General features: G+C 72.3%; 21 protein-coding genes. 6 read left to right on the top strand and 15 right to left on the bottom strand.

Features of this window, described 5'->3' with window-relative positions:
* Window positions 1-3: 3 nt before the first annotated feature.
* The 10 genes from murD to AB5G72_RS07020 form a co-directional block, all read right to left on the bottom strand.
* Window positions 4-1,512 carry a UDP-N-acetylmuramoyl-L-alanine--D-glutamate ligase gene (murD, locus tag AB5G72_RS07065; RefSeq protein WP_440221294.1) on the bottom strand — a complete coding sequence of 503 codons (1,509 nt, stop codon included), beginning with the start codon at window positions 1,510-1,512 and terminating at the stop codon, window positions 4-6.
* Between the two features lie 5 nt (window positions 1,513-1,517).
* Window positions 1,518-2,612, bottom strand: a complete 1,095-nt coding sequence (mraY, locus tag AB5G72_RS07060) for a phospho-N-acetylmuramoyl-pentapeptide-transferase (protein ID WP_259821346.1) — start codon at window positions 2,610-2,612, stop codon at window positions 1,518-1,520.
* Window positions 2,609-4,114, bottom strand: coding sequence for a UDP-N-acetylmuramoyl-tripeptide--D-alanyl-D-alanine ligase (locus tag AB5G72_RS07055; protein WP_317470809.1), 1,506 nt, complete (start codon window positions 4,112-4,114; stop codon window positions 2,609-2,611). The genes mraY and AB5G72_RS07055 overlap by 4 nt, the downstream gene beginning before the upstream one ends.
* A complete protein-coding gene (locus tag AB5G72_RS07050) occupies window positions 4,111-5,670 on the bottom strand; it encodes a UDP-N-acetylmuramoyl-L-alanyl-D-glutamate--2,6-diaminopimelate ligase (protein ID WP_269529423.1) in 1,560 nt (519 codons plus the stop codon). Before AB5G72_RS07050 ends, AB5G72_RS07055 begins: the two co-directional genes overlap by 4 nt.
* Before the next feature lie 75 nt (window positions 5,671-5,745).
* Window positions 5,746-7,644, bottom strand: coding sequence for a peptidoglycan D,D-transpeptidase FtsI family protein (locus AB5G72_RS07045; RefSeq protein ID WP_440221293.1), 1,899 nt, complete (start codon window positions 7,642-7,644; stop codon window positions 5,746-5,748).
* A 29-nt stretch (window positions 7,645-7,673) separates the two neighbouring features.
* Window positions 7,674-8,477: a hypothetical protein gene (locus AB5G72_RS07040; RefSeq protein WP_259821351.1), complete on the bottom strand. Its 804-nt coding sequence runs from the start codon at window positions 8,475-8,477 to the stop codon at window positions 7,674-7,676.
* On the bottom strand, window positions 8,474-9,496 hold the full coding sequence (rsmH, locus tag AB5G72_RS07035) for a 16S rRNA (cytosine(1402)-N(4))-methyltransferase RsmH (protein ID WP_440221292.1): 1,023 nt from the start codon (window positions 9,494-9,496) through the stop codon (window positions 8,474-8,476). Before rsmH ends, AB5G72_RS07040 begins: the two co-directional genes overlap by 4 nt.
* 170 nt (window positions 9,497-9,666) lie before the next feature.
* A complete protein-coding gene (gene mraZ, locus AB5G72_RS07030; protein WP_067713759.1) occupies window positions 9,667-10,143 on the bottom strand; it encodes a division/cell wall cluster transcriptional repressor MraZ in 477 nt (158 codons plus the stop codon).
* Between the two features lie 437 nt (window positions 10,144-10,580).
* Entirely contained in the window at window positions 10,581-10,997 is a 417-nt protein-coding gene (locus tag AB5G72_RS07025; protein ID WP_096905650.1) for a DUF3040 domain-containing protein, read from the bottom strand.
* A gap of 177 nt (window positions 10,998-11,174) precedes the next feature.
* Window positions 11,175-11,579: an SAV_6107 family HEPN domain-containing protein gene (locus tag AB5G72_RS07020; protein ID WP_067713753.1), complete on the bottom strand. Its 405-nt coding sequence runs from the start codon at window positions 11,577-11,579 to the stop codon at window positions 11,175-11,177.
* A 92-nt stretch (window positions 11,580-11,671) separates the two neighbouring features.
* On the opposite strand from AB5G72_RS07020, the gene AB5G72_RS07015 reads away from it, so the two are divergent.
* From AB5G72_RS07015 to AB5G72_RS07005, 3 genes are read left to right on the top strand one after another with little or no spacing between them, the layout of a single operon-like run.
* On the top strand, window positions 11,672-12,259 hold the full coding sequence (locus AB5G72_RS07015; RefSeq protein WP_440221291.1) for a GNAT family N-acetyltransferase: 588 nt from the start codon (window positions 11,672-11,674) through the stop codon (window positions 12,257-12,259).
* On the top strand, window positions 12,256-13,842 hold the full coding sequence (locus AB5G72_RS07010; RefSeq protein ID WP_440221290.1) for a phytoene desaturase family protein: 1,587 nt from the start codon (window positions 12,256-12,258) through the stop codon (window positions 13,840-13,842). The genes AB5G72_RS07015 and AB5G72_RS07010 overlap by 4 nt, the downstream gene beginning before the upstream one ends.
* On the top strand, window positions 13,839-14,567 hold the full coding sequence (locus tag AB5G72_RS07005; RefSeq protein WP_096905652.1) for an LppM family (lipo)protein: 729 nt from the start codon (window positions 13,839-13,841) through the stop codon (window positions 14,565-14,567). The genes AB5G72_RS07010 and AB5G72_RS07005 overlap by 4 nt, the downstream gene beginning before the upstream one ends.
* Window positions 14,568-14,594: 27 nt before the next feature.
* On the opposite strand, the gene metF is transcribed toward AB5G72_RS07005, so the two are convergent.
* The gene (metF, locus tag AB5G72_RS07000; RefSeq protein WP_182635419.1) at window positions 14,595-15,572 is read right to left on the bottom strand and encodes a methylenetetrahydrofolate reductase [NAD(P)H]; all 978 of its coding nucleotides are present in this window, start codon (window positions 15,570-15,572) and stop codon (window positions 14,595-14,597) included.
* Window positions 15,573-15,668: 96 nt separating this feature from the next.
* Here metF and AB5G72_RS06995 point away from each other — a divergent pair, with 96 nt between their 5' ends.
* Together AB5G72_RS06995 and mptB are read left to right on the top strand one after the other, a co-directional pair.
* Window positions 15,669-16,748 (top strand): polyprenyl synthetase family protein, encoded by a 1,080-nt coding sequence (locus AB5G72_RS06995; protein ID WP_440221289.1) that lies wholly within the window; start codon window positions 15,669-15,671, stop codon window positions 16,746-16,748.
* Between the two features lie 3 nt (window positions 16,749-16,751).
* The gene (gene mptB, locus AB5G72_RS06990; protein ID WP_440221288.1) at window positions 16,752-18,341 is read left to right on the top strand and encodes a polyprenol phosphomannose-dependent alpha 1,6 mannosyltransferase MptB; all 1,590 of its coding nucleotides are present in this window, start codon (window positions 16,752-16,754) and stop codon (window positions 18,339-18,341) included.
* Here the strand turns inward: mptB and AB5G72_RS06985 are convergent.
* Window positions 18,310-18,678, bottom strand: a complete 369-nt coding sequence (locus tag AB5G72_RS06985; RefSeq protein WP_067713740.1) for an Rv2175c family DNA-binding protein — start codon at window positions 18,676-18,678, stop codon at window positions 18,310-18,312. The genes mptB and AB5G72_RS06985 overlap by 32 nt on opposite strands.
* A gap of 131 nt (window positions 18,679-18,809) precedes the next feature.
* Between AB5G72_RS06985 and pknB the strand changes: the two genes are divergently transcribed.
* Window positions 18,810-21,032 (top strand): Stk1 family PASTA domain-containing Ser/Thr kinase, encoded by a 2,223-nt coding sequence (gene pknB, locus AB5G72_RS06980; protein ID WP_440221287.1) that lies wholly within the window; start codon window positions 18,810-18,812, stop codon window positions 21,030-21,032.
* Window positions 21,033-21,074: 42 nt separating this feature from the next.
* On the opposite strand, the gene AB5G72_RS06975 is transcribed toward pknB, so the two are convergent.
* The 3 genes from AB5G72_RS06975 to AB5G72_RS06965 are packed head-to-tail and all read right to left on the bottom strand — an operon-like array spanning window position 21,075 to window position 23,762.
* Window positions 21,075-22,481 carry a class II 3-deoxy-7-phosphoheptulonate synthase gene (locus AB5G72_RS06975; RefSeq protein ID WP_154830759.1) on the bottom strand — a complete coding sequence of 469 codons (1,407 nt, stop codon included), beginning with the start codon at window positions 22,479-22,481 and terminating at the stop codon, window positions 21,075-21,077.
* A 36-nt stretch (window positions 22,482-22,517) separates the two neighbouring features.
* Window positions 22,518-23,015, bottom strand: a complete 498-nt coding sequence (locus AB5G72_RS06970) for a polyadenylate-specific 3'-exoribonuclease AS (RefSeq protein ID WP_067713732.1) — start codon at window positions 23,013-23,015, stop codon at window positions 22,518-22,520.
* Window positions 23,016-23,021: 6 nt separating this feature from the next.
* On the bottom strand, window positions 23,022-23,762 hold the full coding sequence (locus AB5G72_RS06965; protein WP_154830758.1) for a lysophospholipid acyltransferase family protein: 741 nt from the start codon (window positions 23,760-23,762) through the stop codon (window positions 23,022-23,024).
* Window positions 23,763-23,799 lie beyond the last annotated feature (37 nt).

Raw genomic sequence — 23,799 nt, 5'->3', positions numbered from 1 at the left:
GCCCTACCTCCCGGCCACGCGGCCCACGGCGAGGACGAAGCTGCGCCCGCGGTGACCGTAGTCGGTGAACATGTCCATCGACGCGGCCGCGGGGGCGAGCAACACGGTGTCGCCTCCGGTGGCCATCCGTGCGGCCTCGGCGACCGCCCGGTCCATCGTCTGCTGCGGCTCGTCGGGACCCGCGGCATCGTCATCGTCTCCCGAGGCCAGCTCCACGACGGGCACCGCCGGCGCGTGTCGGGCCAATGCCTCGGCGATCCGCCCACGGTCGCGGCCGATGAGGACCACGCCGCGCAGCACGCCCGAGACCTCGGCGACCAGCGGCTCCACGTCGGCGCCCTTGAGCAGGCCCCCGGCGATCCACACCATCGTCCCGCCCGCGAGCAGCGAGGTCCGGGCGGCGTGGGGGTTGGTGGCCTTCGAGTCGTCCACGTAGGCGACCCCGTCGATCGTGTCGACCGGCTCCGCGCGATGTGCGCCCACGGTGAAGCCCCGCAGGGCCGCGGCCACGTGCTCGGGTCGCGCGCCCACGGAGAGGGCGACGGCCGAGGCGGCGAGCGCGTCGAGCACGCCCGCGGGCCCGGCCGGGCGGACGTCGGCTGCGGGCAGCAGCGCCACCTCGTCGTCGTCACCACCGCCGATCCGCGCGGTGAGAACGCCGTCGACGACGCCACACTCCCCCGGACCGGGCGCACCGAGGCGCACCCCGATCGCGGTCGGGGCGGGCGCGGCGGCGAGCAGGCGCGCGGCGATCTCGTCGTCGGCGCCGGCCACGGCCACGCGGCCGGTGAGGACACGGGCCTTGGCCTCGGCGTAGGCCTGCATGGAGCCGTGCCAGTCGAGGTGGTCCTCGGCGACGTTGAGCACCACCCCGACGTCCGGGCGGCAACTCGGCGCCCAGTGCAGTTGGAAGCTGGACAGCTCGGCCGCCAGCACGTCGACGCGGGGCTCGGCCAGGAGGACGTCCGTCACCGGCAGCCCGATGTTCCCGCAGGCGCGCGCGGCCATCCCGGCCTCCAGGCAGATGGCCTCGAGCATCGAGGTGGTGGTGGTCTTGCCGTTGGTGCCGGTCACCGCGAGCCAGGTGCGTCGCGGCCCGAACAGTTCGGCGGCGTCGGCCCGCCAGGCCAGTTCGACATCACCCCACACCGGAACCCCGGCGTCGGCGGCGGCCAGCAGCAGCGGCGAGTCCGGCCGCCAGCCCGGGCTCGTGATGACGAGGTCGACACGGCCCGGACCATCGGATCCGTCGAGGAGCTCGGCTGCGCGGTCGAGGTCGACGCCCGCACACCCGATGTCGTCGGGCAGCGCCTCTCGGAGTCGTGAGATGGCCTCGGGACGGGAGTCCGCGACGACCGGCTCGGCGCCCAGCGCGTGGAGGATGCGGACCGCGCCCGGGCCGGACACGCCCGCGCCCAGGACCAGCACGCGGGAGCCGGTCAGCTCGCGCACGTCGGGACCGGCGTCGGCCGCCGTGCCGGCGGTACCTGCGGTGTGGGTCGTGTCGGTCATGTCGGTCATCCCGTCGAGCTCGCGAGCCAGTCGCCGTAGAACAGTGCGATCGCCAGACCACAGGAGATCGCGACGAGCAGCCAGAACCGGATGGTCACCGTGGTCTCGGCCCAGCCGCCGTTCTCGAAGTGGTGGTGGATGGGGGTCATGCGGAACGGCCGACGGCCCGTGGTGCGGAACGCGGCCACCTGGATGAGCACGGAGACGAACTCGATGACGAACACGGCGCCCACGACCACCATGAGCAGCTCGGTGCGAGAGACCACGGACACGCCCGCGACGATGCCGCCGAGGAACATCGACCCGGTGTCCCCCATGAAGATCTTCGCGGGGGCCGCGTTCCACCACAGGAAGCCCAGGCAGGCGCCGAGCGCCGCCGAACAGACCACCGCGAGGTCGAGGGGGTCACGGACCTGGTAGCAGCCCGACAGGTCGACGCCCTCCGCGGTGGAGAAGCAGGAGTAGCGGAACTGCCAGAAGGTGAACACCACGTAGGTGCCCATCACCATCGCCATGGACCCGGCGGCGAGGCCGTCAAGGCCGTCGGTGAAGTTGACGGCGTTGGACCAGCCGTAGACGAGGACGACGATGAAGACGAGGAAGACGACGACGGGGAAGCTCACCGCGACGAAGTCCCGCACGTAGCTCAATGACGTGCTGGCGGGGGTGAGCCCGTCGTCGTTGCGGAACTGCAGCACGAGGATGCCGAACGCGAGGGCCGCGAGGACCTGGCCGGCGGTCTTGGACAGGATGCCCAGGCCCTTGTTGTGGCGCTTGAAGACCTTGAGTCCGTCGTCGACCATCCCCACCACCGCCAGCGCGGTGGCCAGGCCGAGCACGAGCACGCCCGAGGCGGTGAAGCCGCCCCCACCGACCGTGACCTGGCCGATCACCCCGGCGACGATGTACCCGAGCCACACGGCGGTGAGGATCGCGACGCCACCCATGTTGGGCGTGCCGCGCTTGCTCATGTGGGACTGCGGTCCCTCGAGACGGATCTCCTGGCCGTAGCCCTTGCGCCGGAAGTAGATGATGAGCAGGGGTGTGAGGAAGATGCTCACGACGAAGGCGACGATGCCTGCGATCATGATCTGGGTCATGACTGGTTCTCCTCACCACGCGACGCGAGCAGGTGCTCGGCGACGCTCCACAAACCGACGGCCGCGGAGGCCTTGACCAGGACGATGTCGCCGGGCTCCACGCGCTCGTCCAGGATCGCCACGGCCTCCTCGGCGGTGGCGACGTGCTCCGCCTCGGAACCCCACGAGCCCTCCTGGATCGCGCCCTGGAACAGCGCCCGCTGGGGACGGCCCAGGCCCACGACCACGAGCTGGGACACGTCCAGGCGGACGAGGAAGCGCCCGAGCAGGTCGTGCTCGGTGACCGCGTCCGCGCCGAGTTCGGCCATCTCCCCCAGCACCGCCCAGGTCCGCCGGTGGCCGCCGCCGGAGCGGGCCATGACGGCCAGGGACTTTAGCGCGGCCCGCATCGAATCGGGGTTGGCGTTGTACGAGTCGTTGATGACGGTGACGCCGTCGGCGGTCATCCGCACGTCCATCCTTCGGACGGACGCGGCCTGGGCGGTGCCCAGGGCCGCGGCCACCTGCTCGACCGACATCCCGCACGCGAGACCCACCGCGGCCGCCGACAGGGCGTTGCCCACCTGGTGCTCCCCGTGCACACGGAGCGCCACATCGGCCTCACCCCGCGGGGTGACCAGACGGAAGGAGGCGCGTACCTCGTCGTCGAGCCGTACCCGCTCCGCACGGACGTCCGCGGCTCCCTCCACCCCCACGGAGACCACCTCGGCGGCGGTGCGTGCGGCCATGGTCCGGACCCGCTCGTCGTCGGCGTTGAGGACGGCCACCCCGCCGTGGGCGGCGTCCGGGAGGGCCTCGACGAGTTCGCCCTTGGTGGCGGCGATGAGCTCTCGCGAGCCGAACTCGCCGAGGTGTGCGGTGCCGACGTTGAGCACGACGCCGATCCGGGGCGGTGCCAGGGCCGCCAGCTCGCGGATGTTCCCGGGCGCACGGGCACTGAGTTCCAGGACGAGGAAGTCGGTGCCGGAGTCGGCGCGCAGCGCGGTCCAGGGATGCCCGATCTCGTTGTTGAACGATCCGGGTGGCGCGACGACCGTGCCGGCCGCGGACAGCACGGCGCCGATGAGGTCCTTGGTGCTGGTCTTGCCGGACGAACCGGTCACCCCCACCACGACCAGACCGTGGTCGGCGACCAGCCGGTCGACACTCGCGCGGGCGAGGGCGCCGAGCGCGGCGAGCACCGACGCGCCGGAGCCGTCCGTGTCCGCGGCGAGCGCCATGGCGTTGGTCTGCCTCCGGTCGACCGCGGGCACGACGATCTGCGCGCCGTCCGCCCCGTCCACCTCGTGGGCGACGAGTGCCGCGGCGGCCCCGGCGTCGAGGGCGCGGGCGACGTAGTCGTGACCGTCGACGCGCTCCCCGGGCAGGGCCAGGAACAGCCCGCCCTCCCCGATCCGGCGGGAGTCGAACTCCACGGAACCGGTGACGGCCGACGCGGGGTCTCCACCGACCAACCGACCGCCGACTATCCCGGCGATCTCGCCGAGGGTGAGGTCGATCATGGTGCGTTGTCCTCCGTCTCGCCCGTGGGGGCGGCGTATCCGAGTCGTCTGATGAGTTCTTCGGCGGCTCTGGTGCGGTCGTCGAACGGGAACACGGTCCCGTTCCTCTCCTGACCGGTCTCATGGCCCTTGCCGGCGATCACGACGACGTCCCCGGTGCGGGCCCAGTCGATCGCCGTGGCGATCGCCGCTCCCCGGTCACCGACCTCCTCGATCAGGGTGTCGTCACCGGCGGCGGACTCGGCGCCCGCGAGGACCGCCGCGCGGATCTCGGCCGGGTCCTCGCTGCGCGGGTTGTCGTCGGTGACCACGACCAGGTCGGCGACCTCGGCGGCGGCGGCGCCCATGAGCGGGCGCTTGCCCGGATCGCGGTCACCACCGGCACCGAGGACCACCGCGATGCGGCCCTCGGTCTGCGCGCGGACCGACCGGAGCACCGCCGCGACCGCGCCGGGCTTGTGGGCGTAGTCGACGAGCACCCGGAAGTCCTGGCCCCGCACGACGGGCTCGAGCCGGCCGGGGACCCGGACGCGCGCCAGACCGGCCGCCGCGCCTGCCACGTCCGAGCCGAGGGCATCGACGACGGCCAGTGCGACAAGAGCGTTGGCGACGTTGAACCGGCCGAGCAGCGGTAGTTCGACGTCGGCGGTCAGCCCGCGGGGGCCGTGCACGGTAAAGGTCTGGGTGCCGCGATCGGTGGTCGCGGACTCCCCCGCCGTCCAGTCCGCGTCGGCCCCGGGTTCGGCGGAGACCGTGACCGCGTCCGGCCGCATCCCGAGCAGTCTCCGGCCCCAGTCGTCGTCCACCACGACGACGGCCCGCTCGGCGGGGCGGACCGCGGACCCCGGGTCGGCCTCGGCGTCGAACAGACGGCACTTGGCACGGAAGTAGTCGTCCATGCTCGGATGGAAATCCAGGTGGTCCTGGGTCAGGTTGAGAAAGGCACCCACGGCGAACCTGGTGCCGTCCACGCGCCCGAGCCGCAGGGCGTGGCTGGAGACCTCGGCCGCGACCGCGCGGGCCCCCTCATCCCTCATCCGGGCCAGGAGGGCCTGGAACTCGGGGGCCTCGGGGGTCGTGAGGCGACTCGGCAGCGCCCGACCGTCGACCCGGCTCCCGGTGGTGCCGATGAGGCCCGCGACATGGCCGCCGCCTTCGAGCGCGGCTTCGACGAGGTAGGAGGTGGTGGTCTTGCCGGACGTCCCGGTGATCCCCACGACGTCGAGTGCGGCGGAGGGGTCTCCCGCGACCGCCGCGGACACCGCGCCGAGGACGGATCGGGGGTCCGGATGCACGAGGACGGGGACCCGGTCGGCCACGGCGGCCATCATCTCGAGACCCTCGGGGTCGGTGAGCACGGCGTCGGCGCCCGCCTCGATCGCGGTGGCGCCGAACGAGGCGCCGTGGACCCGCGTGCCGGGCAGTGCCGCGAAGAGGATCCCGGGGCCGCAGTCCTGTGCGCGGATCGTTGCACCCACGAGGTCGTCACCACCCCGGGTCCTGTCGCCGAGAAGGGTGGCCCGCACCGCGTCTGCCAGCTCTCGCGCTGTCGTCATCGCCTGTCCTCGCCCCGCCTTCCTTGCTCGCTACCCTCCCGTGAACCCGCTACACGCTACCCTGCCGGACGCTGATCACCGCGCCTGCAGGACCAGTTCCGGCGCGGGGGCGGACGGCGGGATGTTGTCGCGATTGACCAGCCACGATGCGATGTCGTGGAAGAGCGGGGCCGCGGAGGCCCCGAGCACGCCGCGCGAGGGGGCGTCGAGCATGATCGCGATCACATACCGCGGGTCGTCGGCGGGCAGGATGCCGGAGAAGGTGATCCAGTAGCGCGAGTTGGAGTAGCAGGAGCACCCGGGGTCGATCTGCTGCGCGGTGCCGGTCTTACCACTGATCTGGTAGCCGGCGACCGCGGCCTGCGGGCCGGTGCCCCCGGACTGCACGACGGAGCGGAACATGTCCCGCACCGTGCGGGCGGTCTCGGTGCTGATGACCCGCTCACCTTCGGGACGCTCGGTCTCGGTGCGCTCGCCGTCGGGGCCGACGCGCTCGGCGACGATCCGCGGCGGCACGCGGACACCGTCGTTGGCGATGGTCTGGTAGATGCCCGCCATCTGCAGGGTGGTCATGGACAGGCCCTGCCCGATGGGCAGGTTGGCGAAGGTGCCGCCCTGCCAGTTCTGCAGGTCGGGCACCAGACCCTCGGACTCCCCGGCGAGTTCGATCCCCGAGCGCTGGCCGAGGCCGAACTTGTCGAGGTACTCGGAGAACGGCTCCTTGCCCACCCGCTGGGCGAGCATGAGTGTGCCGACGTTGGAGGACTTCCCGAAGATGCCGGTGGTGGTGTACGGGGTGGGGCCGTGCTGCCACGCGTCGGAGACGGTGACACCTTCCATGCGGATGCTGCCGTCCACGGAGTGGACCTCGTTCGGATCGGTCAGCCCCGCCTCGATCGCGGCGGCGGCGGTGATGATCTTCTGCACGGAGCCCGGTTCGAACGGCGAGGTGATCGCCGGGTTGCCCAGGTCCGCCCCCCGCTCGAGCTCGGCACCGACCCCGACGGCCGGGTTGAACGTGTTGTCGTTGGCCATCGCGCGGACCTCACCGGTGCGCGCATCGAGCACGACGGCGGACGCGGTCTCGGCTCCGGAGGTGTCCTTGGCGGTCTGGACGGCCTTCTGCACGTGCCACTGCAGGTCCGCGTCCAGGGTGAGGCGGATGGTGTCGCCGTCGCGCGGCTCGGTCACGTTGCGCAGGGTGCCCGGGATGACGGTGTTGTCCTGGGCCCGGTCGAACGTCTGCCGCCCGTCCTCCCCGTCCAGTTCGTCGTTGAAGTGCGCTTCGATGCCCTGGAGCCCGATCAGCTTGCCCTCGTCGCTCTTCGTCGTCGCACCGACGACGTTCGCGGCGAGCGCGCCCCCCGGGTACTCACGGATGTCGACCCGCTCGGCCCCGATCATGGGGTACTCGCGGGTGATGGCGTTGGCCAGCGTGACGTCGACGTTGCGGACGAGATAGGTGAAGCCACCCTCCGAGGTGAGTTTGGCCTCGATCTCGTCGCGGTCGACGGCGTCACCGAGCACGGTCTCGAACTCGTCGGCGATCTCCTCGACCAGTTCGTCCCAGGTGGGCTTGGTGCTGTCGAGCTCCCGTCGCGCCTCGGCGTTGCGCTGTTCGACCAGCGGCTGGATCGACAGATCGCGGGCCTCGCGGGTGAACGCGATGGGGTCGCCGTTGAGGTCGACGATCGCTCCCCGCGTGGCGGGCAGGACCTCGTGGACCTGGCGTTGGCTCTCGGCGCGGGCCGCGAGCTCCGTTCCCCCGAGGGTCTGCACCCAGAAGAGCTTGACCAGCGCGATGACCATGATCATCGCGAAGGCGGAGCGCATGAAGGTGAAGCGTCGCTCGGTCGCCGAGGCGGTGAGGACCCTGCCGAACCGGTTCGGTGGCCGTCCGGCTCCCGGCGCGGTGCCGCGCGTGGCGCCCGAGGGGACCCGGGCGCCCGTTCCCGGGCTGCGTCGTTCGGTCATCTCCAGCGGGCCTTTCGGGGTTCGGGTGTCTAGAAGAGCGGTCCGGGCACCGGGGCGAGGGTCGCGACGTCCTCACCGGGCGGTGCCGGAGCCGGCGGGACGAGGTCGGGCGCGGGGTCCGCCTGTGGGGCGGGAGCCGGCGGGGCGGACTCGGCCATGGCGGGCGGTGGGGCGACCGGGGACGGAGGGGCTGCGAGGGGCGGATAGGGAACGGGGGCGACCCCGCGGGGCGTGCGGTCCTGGGGCGCCTGCGCGGGCGGGGCGTCGAATCCGTCCCGGTCGGACGACCTCGACGGTCCGGACGCTACCGGAGCGGGCTGCAGCGGCTTGATCGGCGCGCCGAGCTTCGCCTCGGGCTCGCCGACGATCTCTAGCACGCCGTCCGATCCCCTGGTCAGGATGGGTGCGCTGGCGACTCCGACCATGCCGAGCTTCTCCGCGCGCTGCGCCAGCACCTCGGCGGACCGGGCGCGTTCGTTGGACGCCTGCAGGGCTTCCATCCGTTCCACCAACTCCACATTGGCGTCGCGGGCGTTCTTGAGGTCGTAGGTGTCCTGGGTGGTCTGCGCGGACAGCAGGAGGGTGCCGCCCACCCCCGCGCCGATGAGCAGGAGGAGGACGACGACGAAGGGAACCCTCGCGGCGAGCTCGGCGGGACTCAGACGTTCCGCCGGGACGACCACGGTCCGGCGGCCGCGCACCGAGCGGGTGACGGGCTTGCGTCGAAGGCCGACGGGTCGTCCCGCGGGTGCGGGCGCGTCGACGCCCGGTGTCGTCGCCGGGCGGGTGTCGAGCCCGCCGGCGGTGCCGGGCGTGTCGATCGTGCTCGTCATGGGGTTCTCCCGTCGATACGGCGGACACATCGCACGCGCACCGAGGCCGAGCGCGGGTTGTGGTCGATCTCCTCCTGTGAGGCCTTCTCCGCTCCCCTGGTGATCGCCTCGAACTCGGGACCGTGGCCGGGGAGCTCCACGGGTAGGCCCGCCGGCGTCCGCGATGCGGTCCGCGTGGCCAGTTCGCGCTTGACGATCTTGTCCTCGAGGGAGTGGTAGGACATGAACACCGCACGGCCGCCGAGGCGGAGCAGGTCCAGGTATCCGGGCACCGCGTTCTCCACGGCCTCCAGCTCGGCGTTGACCTCGATGCGCAGGGCCTGGAACACGCGTTTGCCCGGGTGTCCGCCGGTCCGGCGGGCACCTTGCGGGATGGTGTCGTAGAGCAGCTCGACGAGTTGGGAGCTGGTCACGACGGGGTCGGTGTCCCGGCGGCGGACGATCGCTGCGGCGATCTGTCGCGCGAATCGCTCCTCGCCGTAGACGCGCAGGACGCGGGCGAGGTCGTCACGCGGGTAGTCGGCCAGGATGTCGGCCGCGGTGGGGCCGGTGGTGGGGTCCATCCTCATGTCGAGCGGGGAGTCGACGGAGTACGCGAAACCTCGCTCGGCCACATCGAGCTGCATGGAGGAGACCCCGAAGTCGAGCAGGATCCCGTCGATCGCGGGGCCCGCCTCGTCCCGGGACTCCCCGGGGAGGGCCGCCACGACGCGATCGAAATCGTCGAAGCGGGCGTGCACCGGGGTGAACCGGTCGCGGTAGGCCGTGAGGCGACGGGTCGCCATCTCGAGGGCCTCGGGGTCGCGGTCGACACCGAGGATGCGCAACTCACCGAACTCGGCCAGCAGGTGGGAGGAATGCCCCCCGAGCCCGAGGGTCCCGTCCACGATGACGGGGACGCGACCCTCCTGCGCGGCCGCCTCGACGACGGGCCGGAAGAGCTCGATGGTCCGCTCGAGGAAGACGGGTATGTGCCCGGAGCGCGTGGCGTCGCGGTCGGCGTCGGACTCGTCTGCCATCTCGCCTCCTCGCGTCCGGAAGTCGTCGGTGCTCCGGTTGTGGTGGAGCCCCCTGGTCCCCGTCCGGTACCCACCTGGCGTTGGGGAAGTACGTCAGGGTGGTGCCGGGCAGGGGCCGGGGGGCTCCGTCCGTCGTGCTCTCGCTTGCTCGTGTCCGTCCTCTCCCCGGATCAGAATTCGATCCCGAGCGAGGTGCCCTCCATCTCGGAGAACACGGGTAGGTTCTCCTCGCTGTAGCGGTCCCACGCCTCGGCGTCCCAGACCTCGAGACGCTCCCCGAGGCCGTTGACGACGCAGTCCTTGTCCAGACCCGCGTAGTTCCGCTGACTCGCCGGGATGGAGATCCGTCCCTGCGAGTCCAGTTGTTGGACTTCCGCGCCGCTCACCAGGAGCCGGAAGAACGCCATGTGCCTCTCGCTGAGGTTGGCGGTCGGCCGGACCTTTCTGACCAGCGCGTCGAACTCGTCCTCAGGGAAAACCGAGAGCGTGTTGGTGAACCACCCACACACCACCACCCCGTCCGCCAGGCCTGGCCTGAATCTGGCGGGGATCGTCAGCCGCCCCTTGTCGTCGAGCTTGGGACGGTGTGTCCCGTACCCGACGAAGGCTCGTTCACGTCCGGAGTCGACGAGATCGGTGTCGGTCACCCGCCACCTCCTGGGGTCCAGGCCCATCGAGCTCCTTGCGTGCCCCACTCTACCCCACAACGCCCCACAAACAAGGCCTGCGCCCCACTTCGCCCCACCGCCTCACATCACCGCAGTTCAGTGGCCATAGGGACCCTGCCGTCGCCGTCCCGACACCGGATCAACAGCCCGGAGGGAGCCCACTTCCGCGAGTCTTTTGGGACTCATGTGACTTGAGACGGCTCACGTGGCAGCCGAGCTGGCCTCTGTGGGGAGATGTGGGGAGCACGGGTGGGGCGTGGTGGGGAGGAAGGACGGAGCGCCGGCATCTCGGCGGGGACGGACGTTCTGGGTCGCGATGGGCTCTGGGCTGCCGGCCCGAGAGCGTCAGACAAATGGACGAAGGGGTGAGCGCGTGTGCGCTCACCCCTTCGTCGAAAGGCCGTGGGACGGGCCGGTCAGGGCTCCTGGTCGAATCGTCGGCGGAAGCGGTCCTCCATGCGGGAGGAGTAGTTCCGCCCGTCGGCGGGCTTGGCCGATGTCCGCCCGGTGCCGGGGACCCGGGGTCCGCCGGTGCCCTTGGCGCCGGCGGCGCCGTGCGACGGCGTGGACCGCAGCGCGAGGACACCCGCCGCGAACATCACCAGGAACCCGACGAGACTCAGTACCGGGAAGCCGCCGGGCTTGAAGTCGAGGGCGAGCCCGCCGATCAGAAGCGCCACACCGAGGATCGCCAGCGCGACCACCAGGCCCGCCGGACGACGAGCACCGGTCGCACCGGTCTTTCGGACAGACGACGCGAACTTCGGGTCGTCGGCGTAGAGCGCGCTCTCGATTTCCTTGAGCATGCGCTGCTCGTGCTCGGACAGGGGCACTTCGACCTCCTTCAGATGCTCGTGACGAACGAGCGCGGCCGGCTCGGTCGGTTCGCACCAACCGTGGATGGGGATCAGCCGGTCAGGGTTCCCCCCATCATACGAGGGCAACGCGGCGGGTACCACCGGGATTCCCCTCTGAGACCTGAGGATTCCCCCGTCTCACCGCCCGGCCCCTCAGGCGGCGGGGCCGAGGACCCCCAACCGCTCGTCCACCAGGTCGAGAAACCGTCCCACCGCCCACAGGAAATCGTCCGCCATCCGATCCGAGACCGTACGCGGGAGCCCGTCCTCGACCGCCGCCGCCAGAGCGGAGTACCCACTGAAGGCGGTCGCCCACCGCTCCAGCTCCGGCACCTCCGCCGCGAGCCGGTGCCAGACGTCCGCGGGACCGCGCCGCCGCGGCCCGGGGGCCAGCAGGGCCCCGGCCGCGTACCTCGCGGCGCGGTACGACTCGAGGAACCGCTCGGAGGGAGCAGCGGCGGCGATCGCGCGCCCACGGTGCAGCTCCGCACGGCTCGCCCGTCCGAGGGTTCCCACCGCTCCCCCGCCGGCCGTCCGCATCCTGTTCCTGGTGTCCATCTCCCCTGCACCTCCCCTTCTGCGCGCACGGTATCGCCGGGGTACGACACATCCGGACGCCCCGTATCCGCGCCCGTGATCAAATGGGGTGGATGGACACCGTGATCACCCGGCTCGACGCAGCCGACTTCCGAGACCGACTGCCCGAGGCTCTGGGGGTCTACGTCGACGCCATGGGCTACCCGCCGCAGGTGGTCCGCTCCCGGGCCGCGGCGTGGATGGAGCACAGCTACCGGGACGGCTGGTCGGGTGTGGCCGCGTTCGAGGCCCCGCGCCGACGCCTGCTCGGTCAGACCCGGGGGCAGCTCGTCGCCATCTGCTACGGCTATCACGGCGCTCCCGGGCAGTGGTGGTACGACCAGGTCTCCCGGGGACTGCGGGACCGGGACCGTGAGCTCCCGCCCGACTACGTGGAACTGACCGAGCTGCACGTCTCGCCGGGACTGCAGGGGCGCGGCATCGGCGCGACCCTCGTCAGGACGTTCCTGGCCGACCGGCCGGAGAGCACGGTGCTGCTGTCGACCCCGGAGGTCGACGGCGAGGACAACGCGGCCTGGCGCCTGTACCGGTCGTTGGGGTTCACCGATGTGCTGCGTTCGTATCGGTTCCAGGGGGACGCGAGACCGTTCGCCGTCCTGGCCCAATCGCTACCGCTCGCCGGGAACGGAGATCGGACGTGACCCCCCGGCAGGACGTGGTGGTGGTCGGCTCCGGCCACAACGGACTGGTGTGCGCCGCCTATCTCGCCCGCGCCGGGCTCGACGTGCACGTGGTCGAACGGGACACGGTGATCGGCGGCGCCACGTCGACGGTCGAACGGTACCCGGGCCACCGCACCGACCGCGGGTCCTCGGCACATCTGATGATCCGCCACACCGGGATCCCGGAAGAGCTCGGGCTGGAGGCCCACGGACTGCGCTACGTGGACTGCGACCCGTGGGGCTTCGCGCCCGCCCCGCCGGGATCCGACGCGCCACCGATCGTCTTCCACCGTGACCTCGACGCCACGTGCGCCAGCATCGCCGCGGCCTGCGGTGAGGCCGACGCCGGCGCGTACCGGGAGTTCGTCCGCCGGTGGGACGTCCTGGCGGGACGGATGATGAAGGGGTTCGCGGTCCGCCCCACCGCTCCGGGTCTCGGTTCGGCGTTCCTCGGGGCCGACGACCTGCGCGATCCGTTCGGCGCGGTCCAGACCTTCCTGTCCTCCGGTGACGCGCTGCTGGACGCGATGTTCACCTCGGAGCGCCTCAAGGCGGCACTGTCGTGGTTCGGCGCGCAGTCGGGACCGCCGATGTCCCACCCCGCCACAGCCCCCATGATCGGGTTCGCCGCCCTGATGCACCGAGTCCCGCCGGGGCGCGCGATCGGCGGTTCGGGCGCGCTCGCGAAGTCCCTCTCGGCCGCCGTCCGGGCGCACGGGGGGACGGTCACCGCAGGTGCCGGGGCCACCTCGATCCGGCGCTCCGGTTCGGGGTGGCGCGTCGACACCGAGGGCGGACGATCCCTGTACTGCTCGGCCGTCGTCGCCGCCTGCCACGTCCACACGACCCTGGACCTCCTCGCCGGCGAACTCCCGGCGGCGACGCTGGACGGGTGGCGGCGGCGGATCAGGCCCGGTTTCGGACTGGGGATGGCCGTCAGACTCGGGACCGATGCACTGCCCACGTATCCCGGCGTACCCACGAGCACCAGCGCCCACGGCCTGCAACTGCTCGTCACGGACCGACGGCACCTCGATCGCCGCTACGGCGTCGCCGCCGCGGGCGGCCTCGACGCCGATCCCGCCGTCCTGGCGATGAGCTTCAGCGCGCTCGACCCCTCGCTGGCTCCGGAGGGCCGCCACGAGCTGACACTGTGGTCACAGTGGCACCCGCGCCACCTGGCCGACGGCCGTGGCTGGTCGGAGGAGGGCGCCGCGGAGGCCGACCGGATCATCGCCGTCGCGGACCGCTTCGCGCCGGGGTTGGCCGACTCGATCGTCCACCGTCACGTCCAGACCCCCGAGGACCTGGAGACCGAACTCGGGCTGATCGGCGGGAACGTCATGCACGTGGAGATGTCCCTCGACCAGATGCTGCCGATGCGTCCCCACCCCGATCTGCGCGGTCACGCCGTGCCCGGGGCCGACGGCGTGTTCCTGGCGGGGGCCTCGACCCACCCCGGTGGCGGTGTGATCGGGACCAGCGGCAGGACGGTGGCGCGGCTCGTGACCCGCCGACTCGGCAGGTCGGCGCGGCGACGGCAGGGATCACGGGCACAATGACCGCCGTGACCCCGCCCCATCCGACAGCGAACGCCCCCACGAGCAGTGGCCGCTCCCGACTGCCCCGGCGACTGGCGGGCCTCACGGCCCTGGCCACCCTCCTGGTGCTCCTGTCCGGGTGCCTCCAGCTGAACGCCCAGATGAGCGTCCGCAAAGACGACACCGTCTCCGGCCGGATCCTCGTGGCGGGTGACCAGCCCGCGCAGGCGGCCGCGCTCGACCGGATCACCACGCCGTCCGGGCTCGAGCAGAAGGTGCGCATCACCCCCTACTCAGCGGACGGTTTCACCGGCCGCGAGATCTACTTCACCCAGTTGACGTTCGCGGAGGTCGACACCCTCACCCTCGCGATCGACATCGAGGGGGCACGGCCGTACAGCCTGGGCTTCCGCCGCAGCGGCGACACGGTGTCGTTCAGCGGATCGGTGGACCTGTCCCTGCTGCCCGCCGACCGCGCCGAGACGGCGACCACCCGGGTCGACCTGACCTTCCCCAACCGCATCAAGGAGACCAACGGCACCATCGGGGCCGGCAACTCCGTCAGCTGGTCCCCGGCTCCGGGGTCCATCACGCGGATGCAGGCCTCGTCGTCGTATCCTGACCCGGCCGCACGTGGGTTCGCGGTGTGGATGATCGTCGGGATCGGCGCCGCCCTGCTGGTGTCCATCGGGACGATCCTGGCCGCCCGGACGTCCAGGGCCCGTGCCGACCGGCTGGTGCGCTGACCCGAGCCGCACCCCCACCGGGGCGGATCAGATCCTGCCGGCCGCCACCCCGGGGGCGGGGGCCATCGACAGGTTGGTGAGGACCTCGTGGGTGGCCTTGGAGAAGTTCAGGGTGTTGAAGTGCAGGCACGGGACACCCTCGACGATCAGACGCTCGCACATGCGGGTGGTGAGATCGATCCCGACCTCACGGACCGCCGCCCGGTTCTCCTCGGGCCCGTCCCCGGCCGCGGTCCGGAGTCGCTCGGCCAGGTCGTCGGGCAGGGCGCAGCCCGAGAGCTCGACCATCCGCTGGACCTGCCGCAGACTCGTGACCGGCATGAGTCCGGGGATGATGGGCTTGGCGCCCTGCTCCGGGTCGGCGGCGACGGCGCGATCCCTCAGGCGCAGGTAGTGCTCCACGTCCCAGAACATCTGGGTGATCGAGTACTCGGCGCCGGCCCGGAGCTTGTTCACCAGGATCTCGGAGTCGTGCTCGAGGTCCCGGGCCCGGTAGTGCCCCTCGGGGAAGGACGCCACCCCGACGTGGAAGTCCCCCACCTCGTGGATCAGACGGACGAGTTCCTCGGCGTAGTGCAACCCCTCGGGGTGAGCCGTCCACTCGCCCAGCGGGTCCCCGGGCGGGTCCCCGCGCAGGGCGAGGATGTTGGACACTCCGACCTCGCCGTACATGCGGATCATGTCGGTGAGCTCGGCGACCGTGTGGTCCACCGCCGTCAGGTGCGCGATCGGCAGCAGGTCGGTCTCGCGGACGAGCCGCTCGACGACCCGGACCGTCCGGTCCCGCGTGGATCCGCCGGCCCCGTAGGTGACCGAGACGAACGCCGCCCCGAGGTCGGAGAACACGGTGGCGGCGCGCCAGAGTCGCTCCTCGGCGGCCTCGTCGCGCGGCGGGTAGAACTCGACGGAGAACGGAACCCTCGGGGTGGTCGACGTCGCGATCCGCTCCACGATGCTCGGGTGCCGGCCGCCGTCCGTCGGGTCGGAGTCGGGTAGCTGGGTCACCCGACCAGGGTAGCCCGACGCGCGCCACGTCCGGCCGCCGCCCGACGACTAGGATCGTCGGCGACGAGGGCGGCCGGACACCGGCGCCCGGAAGGGATGGTGCCCGTGGTCTCGGCGACTCGCCCCGACGACGGAGAACGCGTCCTCGACGCGCTCCGCCGACTCATCGACGGACGGCGCACGGTCGTGGCGGGGATAGACGAGCGGGTCGACCGCCTGGCCGGCCTGCTCTCCGACTTCGTCCTCGACGGCGGCAAACGGATGCGACCGCGGTTCGCCCTGGCCGGCTGGGCCGCCGCGAGCGACACGGACGCTCCCGCCCCGGACGAGGTCGTCACCGCCTGCGCCGCCCTCGAGCTGATCCAGGCCTGCGCGCTGGTCCACGACGACATCGTGGACGCCTCGGACACCCGGCGAGGCCGCCCCACCGTCCACCGGACGATCGAGGCCGCGCACCGCGACGAGGGCTGGGACGGGGACGCGGCCCGCTACGGCATCTCCCAGGCCATCCTCGTGGGCGACCTCGCGCTGACGTGGGCCGACGAGATGTTCGTGTCCTGCGGGGTGCCTCCCGAGGCCCTGGCCCGCGCGTTGGGTCCCTGGTACGCCATGAAGACCGAGGTCTTGTCGGGGCAGATGCTCGACATCCTCGCCGAGGCCTCGGGCGCCACCGACGAGCTCACCCCGGCCCGGGTGAACCGCTTCAAGACCGCGGCCTACACGGTCGAGCGGCCACTGCACATCGGCGCCGAGCTGGCGGGTGCCGGGGCGGAGACCGTCTCGGCCCTGCGGGAGTTCGGGGTGGCCGTGGGCCAGGCGTTCCAGTTGCGGGACGACATGCTGGGCGTGTTCGGCGACCCGGAGGTCACCGGCAAGCCCTCCGGGGACGACCTGCGGGAGGGCAAGCGCACCCTGCTGCTCGCCCGTGCGACCGCCCTCGCCCCCCGCCCGGACGCCGAGTTCCTCCTCGGCGTCCTCGGGACGCAACCCGACGCGGCCACGCTCGAACGCGCGCGCGCCGTCCTCGTGGAGTCCGGTGCCGTGGTCTCGGTGGAGGCCGAGATCGACGCGCTGACCACCCGCGCCCTGGACGCCGTGGCCTCCGACGCGATCAGCGACCACGGGCGGGACACCCTGCGGGCACTGGCGGAGGCCGCGACCCGCAGGCGGGCCTGATCCGTGCACGGAGCGACCGGACCCCGGCCGGAGGCGACCACCTCGTCGTCGTCACCGTCATCATCACCGTCGCCGTCGCCGTCGACACCATCGTCGCGGATCCGCCGGGCGACCACCGCGACGACCGCCTCGGCCCGCGCCGCCCTGAACGGCCCCTCCGGTCCGGCACTGTGGCGCGGCGTCCTCGGCTCGGTCCTGCTCACCATCGCCGGATTCGGCGCGGGCGCCCTGCCCGTGGACGGCGGCGTCGCGGTCGCGGTGGGGCTGCCCGGGTACACGTTCGGCCACGGTGAGGCCCTCGCCCTCATCCTCTGCTGGGCGGGCGTCGCGCTGCTGGTCACCTCGTGGCTCGCGCTCGGCCCCCGGGCGGTCTCGGGCCGCCTCCCCACCCGGGACGCCGTGTGGGCCACGGCCCTGTGGTCGGCGCCACTGCTGCCCGCGGTCCCCCTGTTCAGCCGCGACGCCTGGTCCTACCTGGCGCAGGGCGCCATGGCCGCCGCGGGAGTGGACCCGTACCACCACGGACCGGAGGCCAACCCCGGCCCCTTCACCGACGAGGTCAGCCCGGACTGGCGGTCCACCGCGACCCCCTACGGCCCGCTGCACCTGCTGCTCATGCGCGTCATCGTGGCGCTGTCCGGCGGCCACCCGGCGGTGGGGATCGTCATCCTCGGGGTGGTGGTGCTCGCCGCACTGGCCGCGCTCGTCGCGCTCGTGGTCGCCCTGGCCCGCCGCGCGGGAGTCGACGCCGGCGCGGCGGTGTGGATGGCGGGCGCCTCCCCGCTGTCCGTGATCCACTTCGCGGGCGGGCTGCACAACGAGATCTTCCCGCTGGTGGCGTGCGTCGGCGCCGTGGTCCTCACGCTCGACCGGCGCTATGCGTGGGCGGGGGCGGCGATCGGGATCGCGGTGGCGTTCAAGGCCACCGCCGTGATCGTCGCGCCGTTCCTGCTGTGGATCGCCCTGGACCGGCGGCGGGCGTCGACCGGGGCGCGGCGCCCCCTCGTCGGCGCCCTCGTCGACACCGGGGCCGCGGCGGGGGCCGCCGCCGTCGCGTTCGCCCTGGCGACCCTCGCCGCGGGCACCGGGTTCGGCTGGCTGGACGCGATCTCCGTCTCCGACCGGGTCATCAACTACCTCAGCGCGCCCACCGCCGCGGCGCACCTGGTCCACGCCGTGGTCGACACCCCCGGATTCGAGGACGTCCTGGCGGTCACCCGCCGCGTCGGACGCGTGGTCCTGGGGGTCACCCTCGTCGTGGTGTGGTGGCTCCACCGGCGTGACACCCGCTCGGCGCTCCGCGGCATCATGGTCGCGCTGCTGGCCTTCGTGGTGCTCAACTCGCTGGCCTGGCCCTGGTATTACGTGTGGGTGGCGGCGTTCTGGGTCGCCGCCCGACCCGGTCGACGCGCCACCACGGCCGCCGTGGCGGTGACCGTCTTCCTCGTGATGGCGATCGGACCCAACGGGTCGACCAGCCTCTACAGCCCCGCGCTCGTCGGGGCGGCCCTCGCGGCATCCCTCGCCGCGGTCTGGTGGTGGCGGCGCGCGACCGCCGGGGTCAGAACGCCATCGCCTGGGCGCGCCGCATGACCTCGCGGGCGCGGTGACCGTGTAGCGCGTCGGCCGGCCGGCCGGGCAGGCTGTCGTCCTCGGCGAACAGCCACCGCAGGATCTCCTCGTCCCGGTAGCCGCCGTCCCTCAGGACCGCGACCAGTCCGGGCAGGAAGCGCACGACCTCGTCGTCGTCATCCAGGAAGGTCGCCGGCACCACCACGATGCCCGCTCGCCGCACGGCGAGCAGGGTCCCGTCGCGCAGGAGATCGTGCACGCGGGTCACGGGGATGCCCAGGCGCTCGGACACCGCGGGGAGGTTGATGGTCTCGACGTCGGCGGGCAGGACGTCGTCGGCGTGCGGAACAGTACTCACGCCACCCAGGTTAGTCCCACGGGTGCGCCCGGGCCCCACCGGCGGTGCCGGCGCGGCCGACGGCGTCGGGCTACGGACCCCGTCCGCTAGGGACGTACCGCGGACGGGACGGGAGGGGCAGAATGGACGACATGAGCACTTACGACGGGAAGCCCCCCGGCCCAGGGACCCTGCTCGACGGGCGATACCGGCTCGACGCCGTCATCGCCCGCGGCGGGATGTCCACCGTCCACCTGGCCACCGACGAGCGGTTGGACCGCCACGTCGCCGTCAAGCTGCTCGATCCGACCCTCGCCGGGGACAAGGCGTTCGTGGACCGCTTCACCCTCGAGGCCAGGTCGGTGGCCCGACTGTCGGATTCCGGCATCGTCCAGGTCTTCGACCAGGGCGTCGAGGCCGACACGGCGTTCCTCGTGATGGAACTCGTGCCCGGAGGCACGTTGCGGGAGCTGCTCGACGAGCGTGGCCCCATGCCCCCGTACGCCGCGGCCGCCGTCCTGCGTCCGCTCCTCGGCGCCCTGCGGGAGGCCCACCAGGCCGGGCTGGTGCACCGCGACATCAAGCCCGAGAACGTGTTGATCTCCACGAACGGCGCGGTCAAACTCGCCGACTTCGGCCTGGTCCGGGCGGTGGCCGAGTCCCGCGCCACCTCGAGCAGCGTGGTGATGGGCACGGCGGCCTACCTGTCCCCCGAACAGATCTCCGGCGCCGACACCGACGCCCGGTCCGACCTGTACTCCCTCGGCGTTCTCGCCTACGAGATGCTCACCGGGGAGCCACCGTTCAGCGGTGACAACAACATCGCCGTGGCCTACCGTCGCCTCGACACCGACGTGCCGGCCCCGTCCGACCAGTCCGACACCGTGGCCGAGGACCTCGACCACCTGATCCTGCGCGCCACGCGACGCAGCCGTGAGGACCGTTACGCCGACGCCGGCGAGATGCTGCGGGACCTGGACCAGGCCGCCAGGATCGGCCGGTTCCCCGACTATGTCGTCCCGGCACCACGGCAGTCCTCGTGGTCGCGGGCTCGGGCCAACGCCGCGCGGGCGACACCGGGCGGGGAATCGGAGTTCGACGCCGCCGACCGTGAGAGCGGGGAGGCGCTGCGCCGGGGCGACGGGCCGACGCCGACGCGGGTGGACACCATGGTGGCCCCGGCGGCGGCGGATCCCGGGGCGGGAGCGGGGGCCGGTCCCGCTCCTGCGCACTGGCACGGCGCGGGTTCGGGCCACTATCCCCCCGGCGACCTCGAGCCCGCGCCCGACCGGGACGTCATCCGGCCCCGCCGCCAGCGCGGCATGCTGTGGCTCATCGTGGTGCTCGCCGCCGCGATAGGCCTGGCCGTGGCCGGCTGGTGGCTGGGCTCCGGCCGGTTCGTGGAGGTGCCGTCGGTCCAGGGTATGTCGGTGGGGCAGGCGACCGAGGCGGTCAACGCCGTCGGGTTGGCCGCCGCGACCCGCGACGCCTTCAGCAACGACGTCCCCCCGTCCGCGCTGGTGGGCACCGACCCCGCGGCGGGCGAGCGGGTGCCGCGCGGCGACACCGTCGATGTGTTGGTGTCCGTCGGTCGCCCCGTGGTGCCCGAGGTCGGCGCCGACAGGTCGGTGGACGCCGTGTCCGCAGCGCTGCGGGAGAACTCACTGGAACCGGTCCGGGGCGGGAACGAGTACTCGGACTCGGTACCCGTCGGCCAGGTGGTCTCCCTCCAGCCGGGCGCGGGCACGACCGTCGACGTGGGCACCCGGGTGGCCATGGTGACCAGTTCCGGCCCCGCACCCGTCGCCGTCCCCGAGGTCGTGGGCCTGGAGGAGGACCAGGCGCGCGCGGCCTTGGAGGGCGCGGGCCTCACCGTGTCACAGGTCAGACGGGTCTACGACGACGAGGTGGACGGCGGCGTGGCCGTGGGCACCGACCCGGACAGCGGAACCGACGTGTCCCGCGGGGACGGGGTCGTCCTGCTCGTCTCCAATGCACTGACCGTGCCGGACCTCCGGGACGTGCCCCTCGACGAGGCGACCGGGATCCTCGAGGACGAGGGGTTCACGATCGTCCGCGAGTCACCCGTGACCGATCGTCAGATCTCCGACGGCCGCGTGGTGCGCACCGACCCGCCGGCCGGGACCCGGCTCGACCCGTCGAACGCGGTGCTGCGGGTCGTCCCGTCGGACGCGGTGACCGTCCCGGTGGTGCTGGGTTCGCGGGCCTCCGACGCGCGCCGGACGCTGCAGGACGCCGGGCTGGAGGCCACCATCGACTCGGGGACGTCGAGGGGGATCGTCTACGGCCAGACCCCGCTGCCCGGCCGGGTGGTGGCCAGGGGCAGCGAGGTCGAGATCGACGCGCTCGGCTAGGGCCGGCCGTGCCTCCGGGGCGAGAGGCCGGCCCCTACGGCGTCAGCTGCGCAGCATCTCCGCCACGAGGTAGGCGAGCTCGAGCGACTGCTGGGTGTTGAGGCGCGGGTCGCAGGCGGTCTCGTAACGGCCGGCCAGGTCGAGGTCCGAGATGTCCTGGGCACCGCCGAGGCACTCGGTGACGTCCTCACCGGTGAGCTCGATGTGGATGCCACCCGGGTGGGAACCGAGAGCGTGGTGGACCTCGAAGAAGCCCTGGACCTCGTCGATGATCCGGTCGAAATGGCGGGTCTTGTACCCGTTGGACGTCGAGTGGGTGTTGCCGTGCATGGGGTCGCACTGCCAGATGACCTTGTGGCCGGTCGCCTCGACGGCCTGGACGATCGGCGGCAGCGCGTCGCGGACCTTATCGTTGCCCATCCGGGAGACGAGCGTCAGTCGACCCGGCCGGTTGTGGGGGTCGAGCTTCTCCACGTACTCGACCGCCAACTCGGGCGTGGTGGTGGGGCCGATCTTCAGACCGATCGGGTTCTGGATGAGCGAGGCGAACGCCACGTGGGCGTCGTCGATGCCGCGGGTCCGCTCCCCGATCCACAGGAAGTGCGCCGACAGGTCGTACAACCCCTGCTCGGCGTCGCCGGTCAGGCCCGTGCCGTCGTCGGCCAGGCGCAACATGGCCCGCTCGTAGTCCAGGACGAGCGCCTCGTGGGAGGAGAAGATGTCGGCCGAGCGCAGGTTCTGGTCCGAGACCCCGCACGCGTCCATGAAGCGCAGGCCACGATCCACCTCGGCGGCGAGGGCCTCGTAGCGGGCACCAGCGGGCGAGCCCGCGACGAACTCCATGTTCCATTCGTGGACGCGATGCAGGTCCGCGGTGCCCGACGCCGTGAGGGAACGGACCAGGTTCATCGCCGCGGCCGCGTTGGCGTAGGCACGGACGAGCCGGGAGGCGTCGTGCTCACGGGCCGCCTCGTCCGGCTCGAGCGCGTTGACCATGTCGCCGCGGTAGGACAGCAACCCGGTTCCGTCGCGGTCCGCCGAGCGGGGCTTGGCGTACTGGCCGGCGATCCGGCCGACCTTGACCACGGGCATCGACGCACCGTAGGTCAGCACGACCGACATCTGCAGCAGGGTGCGGATCACGCCCTTGATGTGCGGCTCGGTGTTCGCCTCGAACGTCTCGGCGCAGTCACCGCCCTGGAGCAGGAACGCACGCCCGTGCGCCACGTCGGCGAGGCGATCGGAGAGGTGCTCGACCTCGGAGGCGACGCAGATCGGCGGCACGCTCTCCAACACTTTGCGCATCGCCGCGGCGTGACCGGGATCCCACGACGGCTGCTGCAGGGCGGGCCGCGAGAGGGCGTCCGCCAGCTGCCGATCCAGGTCCGCGGAGAGCGGCGGGAGGTCGGGGAGTTGCGCGATGTCGACGTCGACTGTCCAGTTGCTCACCCCGGCGACGATACGCCACAACCGGCGGAGCGGGCCTCAGAGACCCAGGTGGGGCGACTTCGCCGCGATGGCGCGGAAGCGCATCGCGGCGTGGCGGGCGTCGGCGAGGGCGTCGTGTTCCCCTCCCGGGTGTGCGGGCAGGTCGGGCTTGCCGGCGGTCTCCCAGAGCTGGCGGACGTCGCGCGTGAACCGGGGCATGGCGGCGGGAAGGGCTGTCATGTCGCCCCACAGCTGGCAGACGGCCACGTGGTCGTACGCCCCGATCCACGCCCACATCTCGACCCCGCCGGTGGGCGGCGCGGTGACGAACTCGTAGAGCTCGTCCCGGATGCGGCTCCGGGACATCCACGCGGACGACGACGGGTTGGGCAGCTTCGGAAGGACGTTGCGCCGCACCCACGGCCCGGCCGCCGAGGCGTCGAAGTCGGTGGACACGGCGTAGAACTCCCGGCCGTCCTCGGCGACGATCCCCACGGAGACCAACTCGATCGTCGTGCCGTCCTCGATGAACTCGCAGTCGTAGAAGTAGCGCACCGGCGATCAGCGCTGTCCCTCGACGGGGTGGTCGAGCAGGTTCCGCCCGGCCTTGCGCACCGCCTCGTAGCGCTTCTTCATCTCGGCGCCATACGTGTCGTGGACGTACTCCTGATTGGTCAGCGCCTGGATCCGCCGCATGAGCTCGTCGGTGATCTCGCGCTCAGCGTCCCGGTCCCCCTCGCGCCCGGCCCACGGGGACAGATCGAGCGGCTCGCCGAGCATGACCCGGATCTCGGTGCGCCGCCCGGGGCGGAACCGGGAGATCCGGCGTACGTACTCGGAGGTCCCGGTCACGCCCACCGGGATGATGGGCACCCCGGCCCGGAGTGCGAGGCGGGCGGGCCCGGTCTTCCCGCGGTACAGACGGCCGTCCGGCGAGCGCGTCCCCTCCGGGTAGATGCACAGGATCTCCCCCGATGAGAGGACCTCGAGCCCGGCGTCGAGGGCGGCCTGGGCGGCGTCGGCGTTGGTGCGGTCGATCGGGTGCTGGCCCGAGCCGGCGAAGAACCACCGGCTGAGCATGCCGCGGACACCGGTTCCGGTGAAGTAGTCGCTCTTGGCCAGGAAGGTGACCCGGCGGGGCAGGAGCAGAGGGGTGAACAACCAGTCCGCGACGGACTCGTGGTTGCCGACCAGCAGGGCGCCACCGCGCTCGGGGAAGTGCTCGCGTCCCGTGACGACCCGACGACTCGTCAGACGTAGGAACGGGCCGATGAGCACGTATTTGAACAGGTAGTACAGCAACGGGTCACCGGTCCTCTTGTGATAGCTGTCGACGAAT

Origin of the sequence: Dietzia sp. MNB45 (assembly GCF_051994785.1) — a bacterium.
GTDB classification, from domain to species: Bacteria; Actinomycetota; Actinomycetes; order Mycobacteriales; family Mycobacteriaceae; genus Dietzia; species Dietzia kunjamensis.
Note: the sequence above shows the minus strand (reverse complement) of the source record. Positions and strands in the feature narration are given on the sequence as shown.